Source organism: Hymenobacter radiodurans, assembly GCF_004355185.1.
Lineage (GTDB): Bacteria > Bacteroidota > Bacteroidia > Cytophagales > Hymenobacteraceae > Hymenobacter > Hymenobacter radiodurans.
Map to the genome: position 1 here is coordinate 913,534 of NZ_CP037922.1, position 18,181 is coordinate 931,714.

Here is an 18,181-nt window from a genome sequence, read left to right on the forward strand (position 1 = left end):
ATTGTAGTAGTTAAACCATATAGGTTATGACTTAATAAACAAAAGCGCGAGTTCTTGAAAAAAAACAACTCAAAGGGTATGCGGTAAAGGGTAGTCTGGTATAGATTTGGCGTAGTGAGATTTGAGATAGCAACACAATCTTTCTACTAATAACTTTTTCTTCAACCCTTTTCATTCATATATGAAACAAGGTGTACTACTTACTCTGCTCCTGAGCTTCATGCTAACGGTGACTGGCTATGCCCAGAAGTCGCCCGTTGATGAAACGGATATGTCGATCAAAGGCATCCCCCGCAAAGGGCAACGCATTTCTTTGCAGCTTGAAAGCAAGCGTGTAGAAGAATCATGGGCTAAGCGGCTGAATGAGAGATTCGGTAGCAAAGTAAAGAACGACAAAGGCGTGTACTCTATGGAGGGTGTCACGATCGACGAGATATCGAAAACGCCGGTTCGGGTTTTCAGCAAAATTGATGCTACGCCCACGGGCACTACCATCTGGTGGGCTATTGACTTGGGCAACGCTTACCTCGACAGAGCCACTACTCCTGTGCAGTGGAGCGCCGCGGAAAAGTACCTAAAAGACTTTGCTCGTCTGCTTTATCGGGAAGACTTGGCAGTACAAGTTGCTGAAGCTGAAAAGTCTCTGGTTATTTCGCAGAATAATCATAATGCTGTTATTGCGAAAGCCGACTTAGTAAGAAAGGATATCGAGAAAAATAAGGCTCGCAAAATGGAGATTCAGCAGGAACTCGCCAAGAACGCCGCTGAGCTTCTTCAGTACAACAACGTAGTGGATATGAACCTGAAAGAGCAGGAAGCTGCCCGCGCCGATATTGTAAACATGCGCGTAGCCTTGGAGGCTGTAAAGGATCGCATGAACAAAATTGAGTAGTTCAGTACTTCGCATAGAAAAAGCCCCCAGATTAACTCTGGGGGCTTTCTTGTTTTCTATCGATTCCTAAACGTTACCTAACGCATCACCTTTCGCACATGCTCGGCGGCGGCATGCTCGTCTTTCCAGCCCATAATTCGTACTGCGCCCGGTGAGTCACGATGCTGAAACCACAGCCGTAGCATCTGTTGGGCCGCCGGATAGCGCTGAGTAAACTCAGCCCAAGTGCTGGTCTCGGGTAAGATTTGCTGACTCGGCCGCGCTGGTACAGCTAGTACTACCCGTTCCATGGCTCCAGCATTATCCAGTAGTACCAAGCCAATGGGCAACACTTCAAGCACAGTACCGGTCGGCTGACTTTCGGCTAAAACTAATACAGCTAGTGGGGCGCCGGTAGCTGTACTGGTGCCCGGTATAAAGCCGTAGTTGCCAGGATAAGGAAGAAATTCCAGCACTCGATCTTTGCCCGCGCGTTGCTGGGGGGCAAATTCGTGGGTAGCTGGATCGTAGCGGCGCTCAAGGTTGGTGCCCGCCGGAACCTCAATTACAGTTTGCAGCAGCTTACGCTCAGCCGAGAAGGTCGGTAACTCGGCGTAATCGGTTTGGCAACCAACTACGCCGAGACCAATCAGAAGGCTGCCTAAAAGTCGTTTGGCTCCCTGCATCAATAATTGAGCTTATTTAGCCAATTGTTCGTCGAGCTGCCGGAAGGGGTTGAGCTGATCTAACCGCAGTACGAAGCGAATCCGGTCGGTAAAATCCTTGCGGCTGCTGGGCAAACCGTTCTCGTATTGAGAGCCAGCTACGGGCAAGTAGAACTGGAAAATATTTTTAATAACCGGAACCACCAAGCCAGCATCGTAGAAGAAATTTTGCCCCCCACGGCTGCTATAAAGCGTGTTGTCTTCTTTAGTAGCACCAAAGTCAGCAAATACGCCCAAGCCTGTCACCGGTAGGTCGGCTTGCAGATTGAGAGTGCTAAGCCACCGTTGGCTGCCAGCTGGGATAAAACCTTTGAATGCACCGTCGCGGTCGTCAGTTTGATGCGTTTGAGCAGTGAAGGCATCCGAAATCTGCTGGCGGTCTAAGAAGGCCGTTTGGCGTCGATAGTCGGGGCTGCCACTCAGACCAATGAAGAAGGGTGCCTCATTAGCCTTTTGCAAAAAGCGCCCGCCAAACAAACGGGCCTGCACGCGTTTCTTCGGCGAATAATATCGGCTGTACGAAGCCGAAGCGCGCAGCAACGTGGCTTGAACTGATGAATTTTCTACGGACAAATCAGGAGTAAGTCGGTTCAGCTCCACGCTGGCTGACCAAGTTTGCAGCGCGTCGCCAGCTTGCACTTGGTAGAGCAAGGTCTGAATGCTGCTGGTTACATCAAAATCCTCGTTGCGCACGGAAGTGTTAGCAAGTTGAACCGTGTGCTGGGGGGCATTATAGGCCGACTTAGGCAACGTGAGGGTTAGGCTGGGCTCTACCTTCACATAGCGCTCAAAACGCTGTACTGTAACACCGGTAATAAGCTGACGAGCGGTTTCCTTTGGCAAAATGTTCAGGTTAAGCGTGCCAATGCCGTTTAGCTCATTGCGGTTGAAGCTGTACATAGGCATAGCCAAGTAGCTCAAGCGTTTGGGAACTAAGGGGCTGCTATAGAAGGCCGCGCCCAGCATAAACTTATCGGACGTATTGGCTCCCAGCACCGGCGCCCAGTTGATGGCGGCACGATCCCAGCGCTCCACACTTACGAGAGGTCGAAGGCGCAAAGGTTCGAATCGAGGCAAACTGCCACTTAGGTTAAGCTTATCATCTCGACGGTTAAGCTGGGGTGTAACGTACGCGGGGTCAATGACCACAGAGGCAACGCCCTCGCGCCGAAAGTCAAGCTGGGTTTCTTCATCTTCCTCACCGTTACCAAATACAGGTGTCCATTGCGTCTCAAGCACCTCGCCCTGGGCATTAAGCGTTGATACTGGCACCGCAAACGGAGCAGGCGAGTCATTGCGGACCAATACCTTAACTTGGTCATTCGTCACCTGAATGTCTCCTACAGCGGCATTGTAGCGCGTGGTGTTTTGAAGCATGTTCTCAAAAAACCAGTCTAGTTGCTGACCGGTGCTTTCCTCAAATGCCGCCTGCATATCGGCCGGAGCAGGGTGCTTGAACTGCCAGCGCTGATAGTAGGCGCGCATGGCATCATCAAACTTCTCCTGACCTAAGTAACCAGCCAGATACTTCAGCAAAGAAGCTGTTTTGGAGTAGACGATGATACCATAGTTGATTTTGCCATACTCCGCCGAGCTAGGCCCACTTACTGCCTGATCGAGGCCCCGGCTGGCAGAGGCCTGATAAGGCACCTGATTCAAAGCCGTTGCATTCAAGCCTTCCACACCTAAAATAGTAGCGGCTTTGCCCGACTTTAGTACGCTTTCAAACATGCCCGCATTCGGATCGTCGCGCTCGGCCACGCGATTTTCGATATAAGAGTTTACGCCCTCATCCAACCATGGGAATGCCCGCTCATTGGAAGCCAGGATACCATAAAACCAATTGTGCCCTACCTCGTGCACAATGGCTGAAGGCATCGTTACCGTTACCATGGGGTATTCCATACCTGAGCCGGCGCTTAGTGCCCCGTCTACGGCCGTAGCAGCCGTGTATGGATACTCGCCCACCCATTGTGAGTAGTAGGTAATGGCGTCATTCACGTCCTGTAGGCCTTTTATCCACTTCTCTACGTCCTTGTTCACGAACATAACCCAAGTGTCTACTTGCTTACCCGAAGGCAGCGTAACGGCGCTCTTAAGTACGTTAAAGCGTTTGTCGGCAAACCATGCGAAGTCGTGCACCCGATCCTGCACGTAGCGCAGGGTTTTTGTCTCGGAAGCAGAACTTGGGAAGGTGAGGTCTTTGCCATAGTCTTCCGGTTTTTTGGACGCTGCGGTGGTAGCTAATTGCGTTAAGCGTGCCTGTTCTTCGGCGTTTTGCAGTACGCCGGTAGCGCCTACCGTGTAGTTGGAAGGTAGCGTAATACGCACATCAAACGAGCCAAATTCGGAGTAGAACTCGCCTTGGTCCAAATAAGGCATCGGATGCCAGCCTTGGCTGTCATAAACGGCTGGCTTTGGATACCACTGCGTAATCTGATACGACTGGTCTACGTGCCCGAAGCGCGAAAACGACGCCGGAATCTTTACCCGAAAAGGCGTCGTGATCGTAATTTTGCCCCCCGGAGCCAAAGGTTGGGGCAACGCTAGTTTCGCCATGTCGGCATGTTCCGGGTCGAAGGTAAGCGCAGCAGGCTGGCCATTTACCTTGAAATCAAGCTGGTCGATGAAGCCGCGCTGGTCTTGGGGGGCAAATTGGAACTTGCGGCTACCATTACGCAATTGCTGTTTCGCAAAAGCCGTGGTGTTGTCACGGTACGCGTTGGGCCAGAGATGAAACCAGATGAAGGTAAGTTGGTCGGGCGAGTTGTTAGTGTATTGAATTTCCTCTTGGGCCGTGAGCGTGTGCTGGCGGTCATCCAGGGTGACATCAATAGAATAATTAACTTCTTGCTGCCAATAACTGCCAGGTGAAGTGCTCTGCGCCGATAGCGCCAGAGGAAGAAAAGCAAGCCAGCAACTGGCTAATAACTTTTTCATGTGGGGAGGAAAATATAACGAGCGAATAAATGCGGGACGAAAGTACGCGGTCGGCCTCATAATGTCGTGTCACAACCTTTGTAGCGGTCGGCCCGTTTTCTCAAACTCAGTTCCACCGTCCGCCCCTGCGGACTAACACCCCCAACCTATGTCTTTCAATAAAATCCCCAAAGACGATACCCAGCACCAAAACCACTTGGATGGTGCTATCAATAACCTGAACAACGACTTGCAGGAAGAAGCTTCCAAAGCCGGCTTCGACAATGTGCTCCAACGCTGGATTGAAGACATAAAAGACGTAAACAACCCAGAACTACATCAAATTGTAGTTGATTTGCAGGCGTTAAAGGCTCATTTCAACGGCGGCACAATTGATCATAAGCTTGTTGGTCAGCTAATGGGACGCCTGGGTGATAATACCCTGAAAGCAGCCATTTTTGCTGAAAACCCAAACACTGCCCAGCGGGTAACCAACTTGGGTGAAGCGTTGCTGAAGGCTGCTAAGCAAGTGCAAAACCCCAACGTCAATTCAACTCCCGAGCAGGATTTGAAAAATTCGAACGGCTAATAGCTGCTTAATCGAATTTGTATAAACGCCAAAAAGCCGGCTCCTTGATAGGAGCCGGCTTTTTGTATGCTTAGGCAGGCGTGGCTTAGCCGCGCTTCTCTTTGATCTTGGCTGCTTTGCCCGATAGGCCACGCAGATAAAACAGACGAGCACGACGCACTTTACCGCGACGAACTAGCTCAATCTTGTCGATGTTGGGCGACAGAAGCGGGAAAATACGCTCCGTGCCAATTTGGTTCGAAATCTTACGAACTGTGAAAGTTTCGCCGTTGGAGTTTGGATTCTTGCGCTGGATAACAACGCCCTGGAACTGCTGAACACGCTCTTTGTTGCCCTCGCGAATCTTCACGTGAACATTAACGGTGTCGCCGGCGGCGAAAGCGGGGAAGCTGGCGCGGCGCTCCTGGGATTCCTGCTGGATAAAATCGAGTAGTACGCTCATGGCTGGGAAAAACTAAAAATAGGACGGCGCCGCCGTCCGAGTGGTTTCGGGTAAAAGAGGCGCAAATATAGCGCTCTGTTTTGAGGAAGGCAAACTTATTACGCAGTTAAATGCTGAAAGGGCCAAATGACTGCATACATGATGGTTGACCGCTTACTCGTCCAGTAAATCTGGGCGTCTTTGGCGCGTCCTTTCTAGGGCTTGCTCGTGTCGCCAGATCTCAATTTGCGGAGTATTGCCAGAAAGCAGAATGTCAGGCACAGTCTGCCCACGCCACTCTGCCGGGCGTGTATACACAGGCGGGGCCAGCAGATTATCCTGAAAGGAATCGCTTAAGGCGGACTCTTCATTGCCAAGTACGCCAGGCAAAAGCCGCACGATTGCATCGGTGAGAATGGCGGCCCCAAGCTCGCCACCACTGAGCACGTAGTCGCCTACGCTGATTTCGTGCGTGATATAGGCTTTACGAATGCGCTCGTCAATGCCTTTATAGTGCCCGCAAAGAATGATCAAGTTCTCAGTCAGTGACAGGCGGTTTACAAGCGGTTGCCGAAGCGTCTCACCGTCTGGAGTCATATAAATGACAGCATCGTAGCGACGCTCAGCTAAGAGCCCGTCTAGGCAAGCCGCAATAGGCTCTACGCGCAACACCATACCTGCACCACCGCCAAATACATAATCATCGATTTGTCCGTGCTTATTAATAGCAAAGCGGCGCAAATCGTGAACGTGGATTTCAGCTAAGCCTTTATCCTGGGCCCGCTTCACGATAGAATGAGCAAAGGGACTAACCAATAAATCGGGCTGACAGGTTATAATATCGAGGCGCATGGTAGCACCGCCATTGGCAGTGAAGCTAGATTCTTAAAATAAATCGGTAATTGAGCGCTGGGGGGCTTTTTTAGCTATGGTTCGATGAATTCATCGGGCTCGTCACGCTCCCGAGAAGAGGGCTTAAGGTAAACATCCAACAAGCCCTCGGGCAGGCTAACGTGTAGCTTACGTTCAGCCTCATCAGCGTGTAAAACCAATTCATCTACCACCGGAATCAACACTTCCTGCCCTTGATAGCGCATGCCCATTAGGTCTTGCTGGGGCATCTCATAGAACGTCTCCACAATGCCTAGCTCACCCAATGTTTCATCGACAACAGTGTAGCCGATAACATCGTGGAAGTAGAACTGGTCATCCTCAAGCTCCGGCAATTCATCGAGTGCCTTATAGAGCTTGGCATTTCGCAAAGGCTCGGCCGCTTCTATTGTGTCGATGCCTTTAAGCTTTAGCAAAATGCGGTCAGACGCTTGCGGTTGTACACGCTCCACGGTGTAAGCAGTTAGTTTGCCTGGCGTGGGGGGCAATTCCAGCCACACCGACTTCATTTTACGGTAGGCCTCCACATCATCTACATCCAGGAAAGCAACAACGAAACCTTTGAGGCCGTGTGTCTTCCCAATGCCTCCGAGCTGATAGCATTCGTCAATAGTCATAGGACAAGAATTCTAGTGAGTGACAGGAAAGAAGGTAACAAAGTCAGCTTTGGTAGTAAAAAGTTGAGAGTTTAGAAGAGGCTGCCGCGACGCAGGCCGCAAGACAACAACTTCTAAACTCTCAAACGTTTAAACTCCTAAACTAAGCTTAGGCGCCAGCTTCCTCAGTGGTTTCAGCCGGAGCAGCAGCTTCGGTCGTTTCGCCTTCGGTTTCAGCAACAGGCTCAGCAGCAGGAGTCTGCTTCTTGCGAATTGCTTCAGCACGGGCTTCCTTAACCTTGGTTTCGGCGGCAAGCTGCTGCTTGCGCGTTTCTTCCTTGGCAGTGCCTAGGCTGGTACGCTTGCCTTCGATCTTCGCATCTTTCTGCTCTTTCCAAGCAGTGAAACGCTCGTCAGCTACGTCCTGAGCGATGGCACCTTTGATAACACCCAATTGTAGGTGCTTGCGGTACAATACGCCACGGTAAGAGAGCATAGCACGAACCGTATCGGTAGGCTGGGCACCCTTCATGATCCAGTCGAAAGCTTTGTCGCCGTCGAAGTTGATCGTAGCAGGGTTAGTATTAGGGTTGTAGGTACCGATTTTCTCGATGAAACGGCCATCGCGGGGAGCGCGGGCGTCGGCTACTACGATGTCAAATTGCGCGGCTTTTTTACGGCCACGGCGGGCGAGGCGGATTTTAACTGCCATAAACCTAGTTGGTTAAGCGACGGAACCCGTCCGTCTGGTTGAAAGTGAGGCGCAAAGGTACACACATCTTCGCAACATTGAAAACCTTTCAGCAGATTCGGCCTGTGTACCTATTGTCACCCCTGTGAGGAGGTAAAAGAAAAGGCTGCCTCGTTTCCGAAACAGCCTTTCTAGTAGTTGGGATAACTTAAGCAGCAACCCGCACTGGTACTTGTTGCTTGCGCTTGATCTTAATGACGCCCATCTTATCCATGCCCCAAATGAACACATAAGTAGGATCAAACTCCCACCACTTCACACCAAAATTAACGCGCAATGGGAGCTTGTGGTGGTTGTTCTGAAACAGTTCGCCGAAAGCCAAGAAGTCTAAGGCTAGTGTATTCCTCGACTTGTCATGGTTGTCAAAGTTCTGGTAGCCGTACTTGTGGCCACCCCAGTTCACAATAGCGCCGTGCAACGGACCCATCAAAAAGTGAACAGGCAGCAATAGATACATCCACCAAGCGGTAGCAAAGTTGATGTAGAAGAGCACGTAAGCCGTGCCCCACGCCAAGCGCGAATACCACTGGCTACCAAAGTTCTCAACGGCTTCCCATACTGGATAATCGCCTTCAAAGCGCTCAGGAGCTTCCACGTTGTGCTTAAGTAAGTCAGTGTAGATGACCTTCGTCTTCCACATCATCGCAAATGGATTGGATGAGAAGTGGGGAGAGTGTGGATCCATCTCCGTGTCAGAGTATGCGTGGTGCATACGGTGCAGGATGGCGTAAGCCCGCGGCGACAGGAACGAGGAACCCTGACAAGCGTACGTGAAGAGGTAAAAGAACTTCTCCCAGAACTTGTTCATTGTGAACATCTTATGCGCCGCATACCGGTGCAAATAAAATGTCTGCGTGAACAGCGAAAGGTAGTAGTGAGCAACGAAGAAAATAAGTATGGGCATAATGCAGGGTGTTGAAATATCAGAGGAAGCAGAACCGGGGCGTTGTTCGCAAAAGACTACGCAGTCGACTTTAGTTCAGATTTCGAGTACAAACCTACAGCCAGAGCTCCGCAGGGTCAATAAATAGGCTAAAAAGGCCAAAATCTTGTTCAGATGCTATTTTAAGCCCACTCAAAAGGAACAACGAGTCAGTAATTGCAACTAAGGTTTAGCGTTGTTGTAAGAGTCTCTCTAAGCAGCTTCGATGATCATGTAGCCACGCTTTTAGAGAAATTTACTTCTAAACCTGTGGACGAAGTAAAGGTTGGAAAAAGCTGATAGTCCTGGCTTTTAATAATAGGCGCAGGCGGCTTCCCAATGTGCAATAGAAGGTAGGGGAGCCTCAAAGGTCATCAACTCTTTACTAACGGGGTGGGCCAGCTCAAGCCTACGAGCATGCAGAGCAATGCTTACATCGGGTAAGGGTGCCAAAAATCCATATTTCACATCGCCTACAATGGGCGTACCCAAGCCGGTAGCGAGCTGCACCCGAATTTGGTGTGGGCGACCTGTAATAGGGTTTACCTGAACCAGATAGCGTGAGCCAGCTTGCCCTAGTACTTCATAATCCAGTTCAGAACGCTGGCCCTGCGGGTGAGCGGTAGAATACGCTTTGGTAACGTTGCGAATTGGGTCTTTAACGAGCCAGTGCACTAAGTGCCCGCTGGTGGGCTCAGGACGCTTGCCTACCAGCGCCCAATACGTTTTGTGCACCGTGTTATCCCGAAACATCTCATTGAGGCGGCTCAGGGCTTTCGAGGTTTTGGCAAGCGCTACTACGCCACTTACGGGTCTGTCTAGTCGGTGCGCTACGCCTACAAAGGCTGCTCCTGGTTTTTTGTATTTGAACCGCAGATACTCAGCAGCCTTTACTGATAACGGTTCGTCGCCGGTTGAGTCGCCCTGTACGAGCAAGCCAGCCGGTTTATTTATGATAAGCAGATGATTGTCTTCGAACAGAATCTCCTTCTGTTCCGACCATAGATTCGGACGAGTCACGCGGAATTAATTGACGGCTAATAATAATAACCTATTGAAAAAAGCCCCCCAAGCACCCGTAGCGAGGCGTGGATGCAAAAGGCGTATTTGTAGGATCTAGTAGGCCTCTTCGGCCGAAGGGAAATCACGTGTTTTTACATCCTGAATGTAGCGCTCCACGGCATCGTGCATTACATCACCAATCTCAGCATAGCGGCGCAGAAAACGAGGCTTGAATTCTTTGGTAATGCCCAGCATATCATGAACCACTAACACCTGCCCGTCAACATCGGGGCCGGCGCCGATACCGATAACTGGAATAGTGAGCTTTTCAGCAACTTGTTTAGCCAAAGCCGAGGGAATTTTCTCCAGCACTAAGGCAAAGCATCCGAGTTCTTGTAGCAGTTGTGCGTCTTCAAGCAATTTTTGGGCCTCAGATTCTTCTTTGGCCCGCACCGTATAGGTGCCGAATTTGTAAATGCTTTGAGGAGTGAGGCCCAAATGGCCCATGACGGGAATACCAGCCGTCAGAATGCGCGTGATGGATTCCCGGATTTCGGCGCCGCCTTCCAGCTTTACGCCGTGTCCGCCCGATTCTTTCATAATGCGAATAGCCGAGCGCAACGCCTCCGACGAATTACCTTGGTACGAGCCAAAAGGCATGTCAACCACCACAAACGCTCGCTTCACGGCCCGTACTACGGAGGAGGCGTGGTAAATCATCTGGTCGAGGGTGATGGGTAGAGTCGTCTCGTGGCCGGCCATTACGTTGGAGGCCGAGTCGCCTACGAGCAGCACGTCAATACCGGCACCATCGAGCAGGGTAGCCATCGAAAAGTCGTAGGCTGTGAGCATGGCAATCTTTTCCCCCCGCCGCTTCATCGCTAGCAGTTGATGGGTGGTCACGAGCTTAACTTCTTTGTGCTGAGACATAGGGAGCGGAGAAAGTGAGGTATGAAGGTGGGACCCGGATGGGCGGATTGTTCGACTGAGCCTGAATTTGCCCCCCAGCCTTACCGATTCTGGAAAGTGCGGTTGCGGTTAAGCTTGAGATCTTGCAGCAGGCTTGACTTGGCGGCAATGGTTACGTTGTAACCTTGGCGGATACCAAACGGAAACCAGCTGCCACTGATTTGCCAGCAGTGCAAATCACGGTAAAAATCGAGGGAAGTAAACGAAACCTGGTTGCTGCGGAAGTCATAGCCGCTACTGTAGCCTATACGCAGGTTCTGGGTGAGCTTTACCGAGCCGCTTAGGTTGAGGGAGGCCACCGTTAGCGCGTCGGCGCGGGGCCGGTTAGGCCGGCCCGGAATAGGACCCGGATCTTGATAGGTAGCGCCAAAAGAGGTGCTCAGCTCCCAAGGAATATCAAAGTCTACGTAGTCCTCATAGGGGTCAACGCGCACGGGATTACCCAGAACGGGGTCGTTGGCAGGAGCCACTTCGCGCGCTACAGTCGACTTTTTAGTGCCTGCCGCAGGATTGAATTGGTAGCTCAGGTTTAGGGTAGCCGTCGTGAGCTGGGCCAGCCGACGCTTTGATTGATCAAAGAGGTATTTATTGATAAACCGGCCGGTGGAGTCGCGCTGATAGAAGACAAAGCCGGCATTTACCACAATGTTCAGCTTTTTGGCTACCTGCGTACGAAACGTCACAGCAAGCGGCAGCAGGTTGAGCGAGTCAGCGGCGAAATCGTAGCCGGTATTGAAATCAAGCCCATCAATCAAGCTGACCTTCTCAAACGGGGTGGTGCCGGTCGTGTCATTTTTGGAGCGAACCTTCATTTCTATCTGGTTCTGCAATCCAATGGTTACCGCACTGGAAGCGCGGCCATTCGCATTCCCAGCCGAGGCGCCGATAAAGCGGCTGAACGCTATTGGATTGCGGGTGATGTCGTTCTGCTGACCAAACTGGTTGTACAAGCGGCCTTGCGCATCACGAAGGGCACCCAAGTTCAGATTAGACTCATAGAAATTATCGTTCCGGGAGAAATCGGGGGCGTAGCTGTAGCTAACGGATGGCGTAATCTTATGGCGGATAGCTTCAATCTTGGCGCCTTTGATAGGCAAAATCCCATAGATGTTGGTCGATAAGCTGGCGCCAGCGGAGTAATTGTAAAGGCGGCCAAATTGCGAAACCGTATCGATGCGTACAGCCTGCGCTTCGGGCTCGTAGTTGTAATTCAGCCGTTTGAAATACCAGGATTCGCCGTAATTGATCGTGGGATTAAGACTCAGATATTTCAGGACGGTGTAGTTACCCAGCGTAATGCCAAACTGGTGCTGGATAGTTGGCTGGGCGTTGTTTAGTAAAGGCGCTAGATTTGAGAATTCGAACGGGATGGTGCGGCCCACACTCGTGCCCCCAATCACAGGAATAACCCCACCGTTCAGCAAACGGGGCTGCTCCAGGTTGCTTATCTCATTGCGGCCAATGAGGTTATACGATATAGCAATCTGCTCGTAAAATTGATCGTAAAACTTTCCTTTGGGCTCGATGCCAAACCATTGGTAGGGATACTGCCGCGCCACCTGCACCGACACATCGGGCAGCACAAAATTCATGACGCCCGTTTGGGTATTCTGGTTTTGGCTAAGCTGAAGGGAGTAGTTAATGGGCGAGTTACGGATCTGCTTCTGGTAGCTGATCGTGGAGTTGAAGGAAGGGGTAAGGTAGCGCCGCGTATCGAAGGAGTTCTGCTGGTTATAATCGGTGCTGCCCGCCTGTACGCTGGCCGAAAAACGCCCCCCACCGGGCCGGGGAGTGGGAGTGTGGCTCCAGTTGATCCAGATGGTCTTGGGGCTGCGCGGGCGCCGAAACGGTTGGTTGGTGTTGGCAGTCTCTGAGCGCAAAATAAGGTCGGCCGGGCGCTGGGTGTAATCGATGCTCAGCAGGCCGTTGTAATTGTAGCGCTTGATGTACTGCATCTCACCCCGCAGAGCAAAGCCGCCGAAAGCTTCGGCATTGCCGGCGTATACATCACCAGTGAGACGCAGGCCAATGTATTCGTTGGGCGCGAAGTAGTAGCCGCCATTACGCAGGAAAAAGCCCCTGTCGGCGGACTGCCCGAATGTGGGGAAAATAAGACCCGAAGCCCGGCTTTTGCCCGGCGTGGGAAAGTAGCCGAAGAGAAAACCCAGCGGAGTGGGGATGTCACTAATCACGAGATTGAACGGGCCCGTAACCACTTTCTCACCCGGAATCACCTTCATTTTGGTGGCATTGATGTGAAAGTGCGGATGCTCCAGATTACACGTTGTGTACTGGCCATTGCGGCCAAAAATCTCGTTCAGGGCATTCTTCTTCACGATGCCAGCGTGCACGTAGCCTTCACCCTGCTGCGTAACAGCGTCGGCAATTTTGCCCTTCCGGGTTTTGAAGTTGTAATTGATGGTGCCGGCCTGATAAAGCCCCCCAGCGTCTTTAAAGACTGGCCGGCCCTGCACCTTGCCCGCGGAATCGGGGGCACCGTTGGCTTTTAGCAGGTTTTGACCGTAGTCAACGGTAATTACGGCGGCTTTTAACGATAAATCGCCGTAATCGACGTTAGCATCATCGTAGAGGTAAGCTACTTTTTGCTGTACATCAAACCGGATGGAATCTTTAGCCGAATACTTAACGGTGGTTTTAATATCGCCCTTCACTTCAGCTCCCACGCGTAGCGAATCGCCGGCGGCGCTGGTATCGATGGCCGACACGAGACGACGCTCACGGGCGGCCCGGCTGGTGTCTGCGGGCAGTCCGTTAGTGGTCTGGCGCCCGTCGGAGTTGACGCGCGGTACGACGGCAGGCACGGGCTTTGCGGGCCGCCGCTGTTGGCCCCAAGCGCCGCTGATACTCAGCAACAAGAGCACAACTGCGAGCAGCGGCACTAGCCGCCCCGGAAGGGGAAGTAGGCAAGAATAACTCAAGCGGAACGGCGCGGGCAAGGCCACGTAGTTTTTATCGTTTATTTTGTGGCAATTTGCAAAGGTAGCGGCAAGCTACCCCAACTAACGAACTCTGTGCGGAATATTGTAGCTGTTTGTCTGGCGAGTCTGTTGTTTATTTCTGGCTCGTCGGTAGCCGTGGCCCCAGGGTCAGCGGTTTTGCCCCCCAAGAAGTACCAACTACGCACTGTGGTACTGGATGCCGGCCATGGCGGTAAGGATAGAGGCTGTGCCGGCGTATCGGCCCGGGAAGCGGCGGTATCATTAAAAATAATTCTGGAGCTCGGGCGGCTCATCGAAGAGAATGAGCCTGATGTGAAGGTAGTATATACCCGCAAGACCGACGTATTTGTGGAACTGGCCGATCGGGCTGGTATTGCCAATAAAAATAACGCGGACCTATTTATCAGCGTGCACTGTAACGCTGGCCCATCTGAGGCTTATGGTACGGAGGTCTGGACCATGGGTACGGCCAAAACCGACGCTAATCTGGCGGTGGCCAAACGGGAAAACGCAGTTATTTTACAGGAAGATAACTATAAAGCGCGCTACGGAGGCTTCGATCCTAACTCGCCCCAGAGCCACATTCTGTTCTCGCTATTTCAGAGTGCTCACGTAGATAATAGCCTGCGATTTGCTCAAAAGGTTGATTATCAGTTTAAAACAAAGGTTGGGCGTAAGTCGCGTGGGGTGAAACAAGCCGGGTTTTTGGTGCTCTGGAAGTCAACAATGCCGTCGTCTCTGATCGAAGTCGGGTTTTTAACCAACCGCAATGAGGAACGCTACCTGAACGATAAATCGGGTCAGTCGTATATGGCCTCAGGTATATACCGGGCCTTCCGGGATTATAAGAATGAGTTAGAAGCTATGAACGGGGATTAAAAGCCCCCGTAGCAGTTAACCTATTGTTTACCTGCTCATCACCTCCCTCAACAGCTGACCCAACGTGTCAAAAGAAATCAAAGTAGCCCTGCTCGCTATCGTGGCAATTGTAGCCCTTTACTTTGGGTTTACCTTCCTAAAAGGAAGCAATTTATTCTCCTCCAGCCGCACGTTTCACGCTAAGTATGATAACGTGGATGGGCTGGCCCTAGGTAACCCCGTTATTCTGAACGGGGTGAAAGTGGGGCAGGTACGCGAAATGCATCTGATGCCGGAAGAAGGCAACCGGGTGCGCGTACAGTTCGAACTCAATAAGGATATCGTGGTCGGCGACTCTACCGTGGCCAGCTTGTCGGGTACGCTGCTTGGCAGCAAGACCATCACGCTGTTTATGGGTAAAAACTCGAAGGTATATGACGGCGGTGAAGAGCTAAAATCCTACACCGTAGCTAGTATTACCGATGCCTTTCAGGCCAAAGCGCTGCCCGTACTGGGAACCGTCGACTCGACGCTGATTAAGGTAAACAGCTTCCTGACCAAGGAAGCGCGCATAAGCTTGCAAGCCACGTTGCTCAATGCGCAAGGCTCGACGGAGGCGTTGAAAAATCTGCTGATTATGAATCAGCGCAACATCAATCAGATTACGACCAATATGGCCGAGCTGACCCGTGCGCTCAACGTGACCGAGCGCAAGTTCGACCGCTTAGCTACCAACTTGGCTCAAATCACGGATACGCTCAAAAATGCCCCCCTGAGCCAGACGGTGCGCAAAATGAATGCTACCGTAACCGAGGCTCAAGCTACCATGGCTTCGCTCAATCAGTCATTAACGAGCACCAAAGGCTCGCTCGGCAAGTTGATTAATGATGACTCGCTGTACAGCAACTTGAACGCCTCCGCTGCTAGTACCGACGCACTACTCGTTGACTTTAAGGCTAATCCTAAGCGCTACGTGAACTTCTCGCTGATTTCGTTTGGCGGCAAGGATAAGGCGAAAAAGGAAGTGACCAAAAAGCCCAACGGCGTGATAGAAACGGAGCAGAAGATCAAGACTGATAATACGCAGACCCTTGTCCCCAAGGACTCGGTTGCGGTACCGGTCAAATAAGGCATCTGCCAATTTTAAGTACCTTTGAAATCCGCCTTCGGGCGGATTTTTTTGTGTCGAAACCACCCAATTTGCCCCCCACAACCCCTTTTCCCACCCGCATGAATCTGGAGTTCAACAAAAACGAAGACCAAGTCAAACAACTCATTTTCCAACTCAGCCAGCGCCAGAAGAAAGTGTCCTTGGGCGGCGGCGAAAAGCGCATCGAGGCTCACAAAGCCAAGGGCAAACTCACTGCCCGCGAGCGCATAGACTATTTATTAGACAAAGGCGCGGAAACGGTAGAAATAGGGGCATTCGCGGGCGAAGGCATGTACCAGGAGCACGGTGGCTGTCCGTCCGGTGGCGTGGTTGTCGTGATTGGCTACGTAAAAGGGCGACAGTGCGTGGTAGTGGCCAACGACGCTACCGTGAAAGCCGGCGCGTGGTTTCCGATTACCGCCAAAAAGAACCTGCGGGCCCAGGAAATCAGCATCGAAAACAAGCTGCCCATCATCTATCTCGTCGACTCAGCGGGTGTGTATTTGCCCATGCAGGACGAGATTTTTCCGGATAAGGAGCACTTCGGCCGCATCTTCCGCAACAACGCTGTGATGAGCAGCATGGGCATCGTGCAGCTGGCCGCCATTATGGGGCCGTGCGTGGCCGGGGGGCTTATTTGCCCATCATGAGCGATGAGGCTATGATTGTGGATGGCACGGGCTCCGTGTTTTTGGCGGGCTCTTACCTGGTGAAGTCGGCAATTGGCGAAAGCATTGATAACGAGACGCTGGGCGGTGCTACCACGCACTCCGAGATTTCGGGCGTGACCGATTATAAGTTTAAGAACGACGAGGAGTGCCTTGATCATATCCGCAACATCTTCGATAAGATGGGTGGCCAGCCTTCCGCTGGCTTTCACCGGGCTGCGCCCGTTGCGCCGGCTGAGAAGCCTGAGGAAATCTACGGCCTGCTGCCCGCCGACCGCGCCAAGCCCTACGATATGATGGATATTATCCGTCGCTTGGTGGATAACTCGGAATTTGAGCCCTACAAAGACCTCTATGGCCAAACGCTGATTTGCGGCCTAGCGCGCATTGATGGTTGGGCAGTTGGTATTGTGGCCAACCAGCGCAAAATCGTGAAGAGCAAGAAAACGGGTATGCAGATGGGCGGCGTCATCTACTCCGACTCGGCCGACAAAGCGGCGCGCTTTATCATGAACTGTAACCAGAAGCGTATTCCGCTAGTGTTTCTGCATGATGTGTCGGGCTTTATGGTGGGCTCGCAAAGCGAACACGGCGGCATCATCAAGGACGGGGCGAAGATGGTGAGTGCCATGAGCAACTCGGTGGTGCCCAAGTTCACGGTTATCGTGGGCAACAGCTACGGGGCCGGCAATTACGCTATGTGCGGCAAAGCCTATGATCCGCGCCTCATCGTGGCTTGGCCCACAGCCCAACTTGCGGTAATGAGCGGTGCCGCCGCGGCTAACACACTCCTGCAGATACAAGTAGCCAGCTTGAAAGCCAAAGGCGAAGTAATCACGCCCGAAGCCGAAAAGGAATTGCTCGACCGCATCAAGAATCGCTACGAGGAGCAACTCTCGCCGTATTACGCCGCCGCCCGCTTGTGGGTGGATGCAGTAATTGAGCCGTTGGAAACGCGTAAGGTTATCTCAATGGGTATTGATGCAGCTAATCATGCGCCGATTGAGAAGCCGTTTAATGTGGGTGTTATTCAGGTGTGATTCGAGTAGATATCAACTATTTAAGGTGAAACGATAATATAATTTCAGGTACAGCTTAGTATGTCACTCGTAGTTAGCCTGACAACCCGTTCTGATATAAAGGACTGGCTAAGAGTGCTGACTTGCCTCTTGATAGTAGTACTTGCGCTTTTTGCATCAAGCGCATTTTTGCAGAGGCTCTTATTAAATGATAAGAGCCCATATATACTAACTGAAGTTAAAGTACTGGTGCTTATTACAGGGATAGTAGCTGTAGGATGTATAAGTGCTTTAGTGTTGGTAATCATCTTAAACAAATTGAAAATCATAGAGATGTATTACCCTAAAAAGTATGATAGACTCAGTCTCAGTGAAGATATGATTTCAGTAGATGAGCAAATTACTTCCATACATGATTTACTTAGTATAACAGTAGAGTCAGATCAATATGCCGGTGCACCGCGTGGACGAAGCACAAGCTCAGGTGCAGGAAAAGTTAGACTTATATATAAAGGCCATAAAAAGGAAGAAGAGATTTTGATACTTGTACAGTCAGCTCATGAGTTGAAGCTACTAAGGGATTTGTCTGCTGCTTGGAGAAGCAAAGGGATAAAGGCTTTTATAATTGATTAACAGTGCCCCCTCTGGCGCGAGCTTGTAGCTCGTGACTTAGCTTGAGGTGGAGTTTGTACCTCCACTGCCGCAAAGCGGCAAACCGTGACCGCGCCGCCTGGGAAATCCGGGTGGCGCGGTCGTTCTGGCAGGGGAGGCGCAGCCTCTCGGCATGGCTGGTCACGAGTTATGCTGCGCTAAACTCGCGCCAGTGGAGTAGTGAAAACCAGTTCGTGAAAGCACTTTATTTGAACATTC

Annotated in this window: 15 protein-coding genes and 1 pseudogene; 6 read left to right on the forward strand and 10 right to left on the reverse strand. The window is 51.6% G+C overall.

Annotated features, from left to right (window positions below; genetic code table 11):
• The first annotated feature begins 181 nt into the window (after window positions 1-181).
• On the forward strand, window positions 182-892 hold the full coding sequence (locus EPD59_RS05140; protein ID WP_133271847.1) for a DNA repair ATPase: 711 nt from the start codon (window positions 182-184) through the stop codon (window positions 890-892).
• A gap of 77 nt (window positions 893-969) precedes the next feature.
• On the opposite strand, the gene EPD59_RS05145 is transcribed toward EPD59_RS05140, so the two are convergent.
• Window positions 970-1,557 carry an inorganic diphosphatase gene (locus EPD59_RS05145; protein ID WP_133271848.1) on the reverse strand — a complete coding sequence of 196 codons (588 nt, stop codon included), beginning with the start codon at window positions 1,555-1,557 and terminating at the stop codon, window positions 970-972.
• A gap of 12 nt (window positions 1,558-1,569) precedes the next feature.
• Window positions 1,570-4,536 (reverse strand): M1 family metallopeptidase, encoded by a 2,967-nt coding sequence (locus tag EPD59_RS05150; RefSeq protein WP_133271849.1) that lies wholly within the window; start codon window positions 4,534-4,536, stop codon window positions 1,570-1,572.
• 148 nt (window positions 4,537-4,684) lie between these two features.
• Here EPD59_RS05150 and EPD59_RS05155 point away from each other — a divergent pair, with 148 nt between their 5' ends.
• The gene (locus EPD59_RS05155) at window positions 4,685-5,104 is read left to right on the forward strand and encodes a hypothetical protein (protein ID WP_133271850.1); all 420 of its coding nucleotides are present in this window, start codon (window positions 4,685-4,687) and stop codon (window positions 5,102-5,104) included.
• An 85-nt stretch (window positions 5,105-5,189) separates the two neighbouring features.
• On the opposite strand, the gene rplS is transcribed toward EPD59_RS05155, so the two are convergent.
• The 8 genes from rplS to EPD59_RS05195 form a co-directional block, all read right to left on the reverse strand.
• Window positions 5,190-5,546: a 50S ribosomal protein L19 gene (gene rplS, locus EPD59_RS05160; RefSeq protein ID WP_133271851.1), complete on the reverse strand. Its 357-nt coding sequence runs from the start codon at window positions 5,544-5,546 to the stop codon at window positions 5,190-5,192.
• 153 nt (window positions 5,547-5,699) lie between these two features.
• On the reverse strand, window positions 5,700-6,377 hold the full coding sequence (gene trmD / locus EPD59_RS05165) for a tRNA (guanosine(37)-N1)-methyltransferase TrmD (RefSeq protein WP_133271852.1): 678 nt from the start codon (window positions 6,375-6,377) through the stop codon (window positions 5,700-5,702).
• A 74-nt stretch (window positions 6,378-6,451) separates the two neighbouring features.
• On the reverse strand, window positions 6,452-7,033 hold the full coding sequence (gene rimM / locus EPD59_RS05170; RefSeq protein ID WP_133271853.1) for a ribosome maturation factor RimM: 582 nt from the start codon (window positions 7,031-7,033) through the stop codon (window positions 6,452-6,454).
• Window positions 7,034-7,181: 148 nt separating this feature from the next.
• Window positions 7,182-7,724 (reverse strand): 30S ribosomal protein S16, encoded by a 543-nt coding sequence (locus tag EPD59_RS05175; protein ID WP_133271854.1) that lies wholly within the window; start codon window positions 7,722-7,724, stop codon window positions 7,182-7,184.
• A 187-nt stretch (window positions 7,725-7,911) separates the two neighbouring features.
• Window positions 7,912-8,667: an acyl-CoA desaturase gene (locus EPD59_RS05180; RefSeq protein ID WP_133271855.1), complete on the reverse strand. Its 756-nt coding sequence runs from the start codon at window positions 8,665-8,667 to the stop codon at window positions 7,912-7,914.
• Between the two features lie 330 nt (window positions 8,668-8,997).
• Complete coding sequence (locus EPD59_RS05185; protein ID WP_133271856.1) at window positions 8,998-9,705, reverse strand: RluA family pseudouridine synthase; 708 nt, start codon at window positions 9,703-9,705, stop codon at window positions 8,998-9,000.
• A gap of 96 nt (window positions 9,706-9,801) precedes the next feature.
• Window positions 9,802-10,617: a 3-methyl-2-oxobutanoate hydroxymethyltransferase gene (gene panB, locus EPD59_RS05190; protein WP_133271857.1), complete on the reverse strand. Its 816-nt coding sequence runs from the start codon at window positions 10,615-10,617 to the stop codon at window positions 9,802-9,804.
• Window positions 10,618-10,697: 80 nt separating this feature from the next.
• The gene (locus tag EPD59_RS05195) at window positions 10,698-13,556 is read right to left on the reverse strand and encodes a putative LPS assembly protein LptD (RefSeq protein WP_133271858.1); all 2,859 of its coding nucleotides are present in this window, start codon (window positions 13,554-13,556) and stop codon (window positions 10,698-10,700) included.
• A 132-nt stretch (window positions 13,557-13,688) separates the two neighbouring features.
• On the opposite strand from EPD59_RS05195, the gene EPD59_RS05200 reads away from it, so the two are divergent.
• The 4 genes and pseudogenes from EPD59_RS05200 to EPD59_RS05215 all read left to right on the forward strand — a co-directional run bounded on the left by EPD59_RS05200 (window position 13,689) and on the right by EPD59_RS05215 (window position 17,944).
• Window positions 13,689-14,495 carry an N-acetylmuramoyl-L-alanine amidase family protein gene (locus EPD59_RS05200; RefSeq protein ID WP_133271859.1) on the forward strand — a complete coding sequence of 269 codons (807 nt, stop codon included), beginning with the start codon at window positions 13,689-13,691 and terminating at the stop codon, window positions 14,493-14,495.
• A gap of 64 nt (window positions 14,496-14,559) precedes the next feature.
• Window positions 14,560-15,603 (forward strand): MlaD family protein, encoded by a 1,044-nt coding sequence (locus EPD59_RS05205; protein ID WP_133271860.1) that lies wholly within the window; start codon window positions 14,560-14,562, stop codon window positions 15,601-15,603.
• 101 nt (window positions 15,604-15,704) lie between these two features.
• Window positions 15,705-17,332, forward strand: a pseudogene (locus EPD59_RS05210) (acyl-CoA carboxylase subunit beta).
• Between the two features lie 129 nt (window positions 17,333-17,461).
• Window positions 17,462-17,944, forward strand: coding sequence for a hypothetical protein (locus tag EPD59_RS05215; protein WP_165963480.1), 483 nt, complete (start codon window positions 17,462-17,464; stop codon window positions 17,942-17,944).
• Window positions 17,945-18,181: the final 237 nt, after the last annotated feature.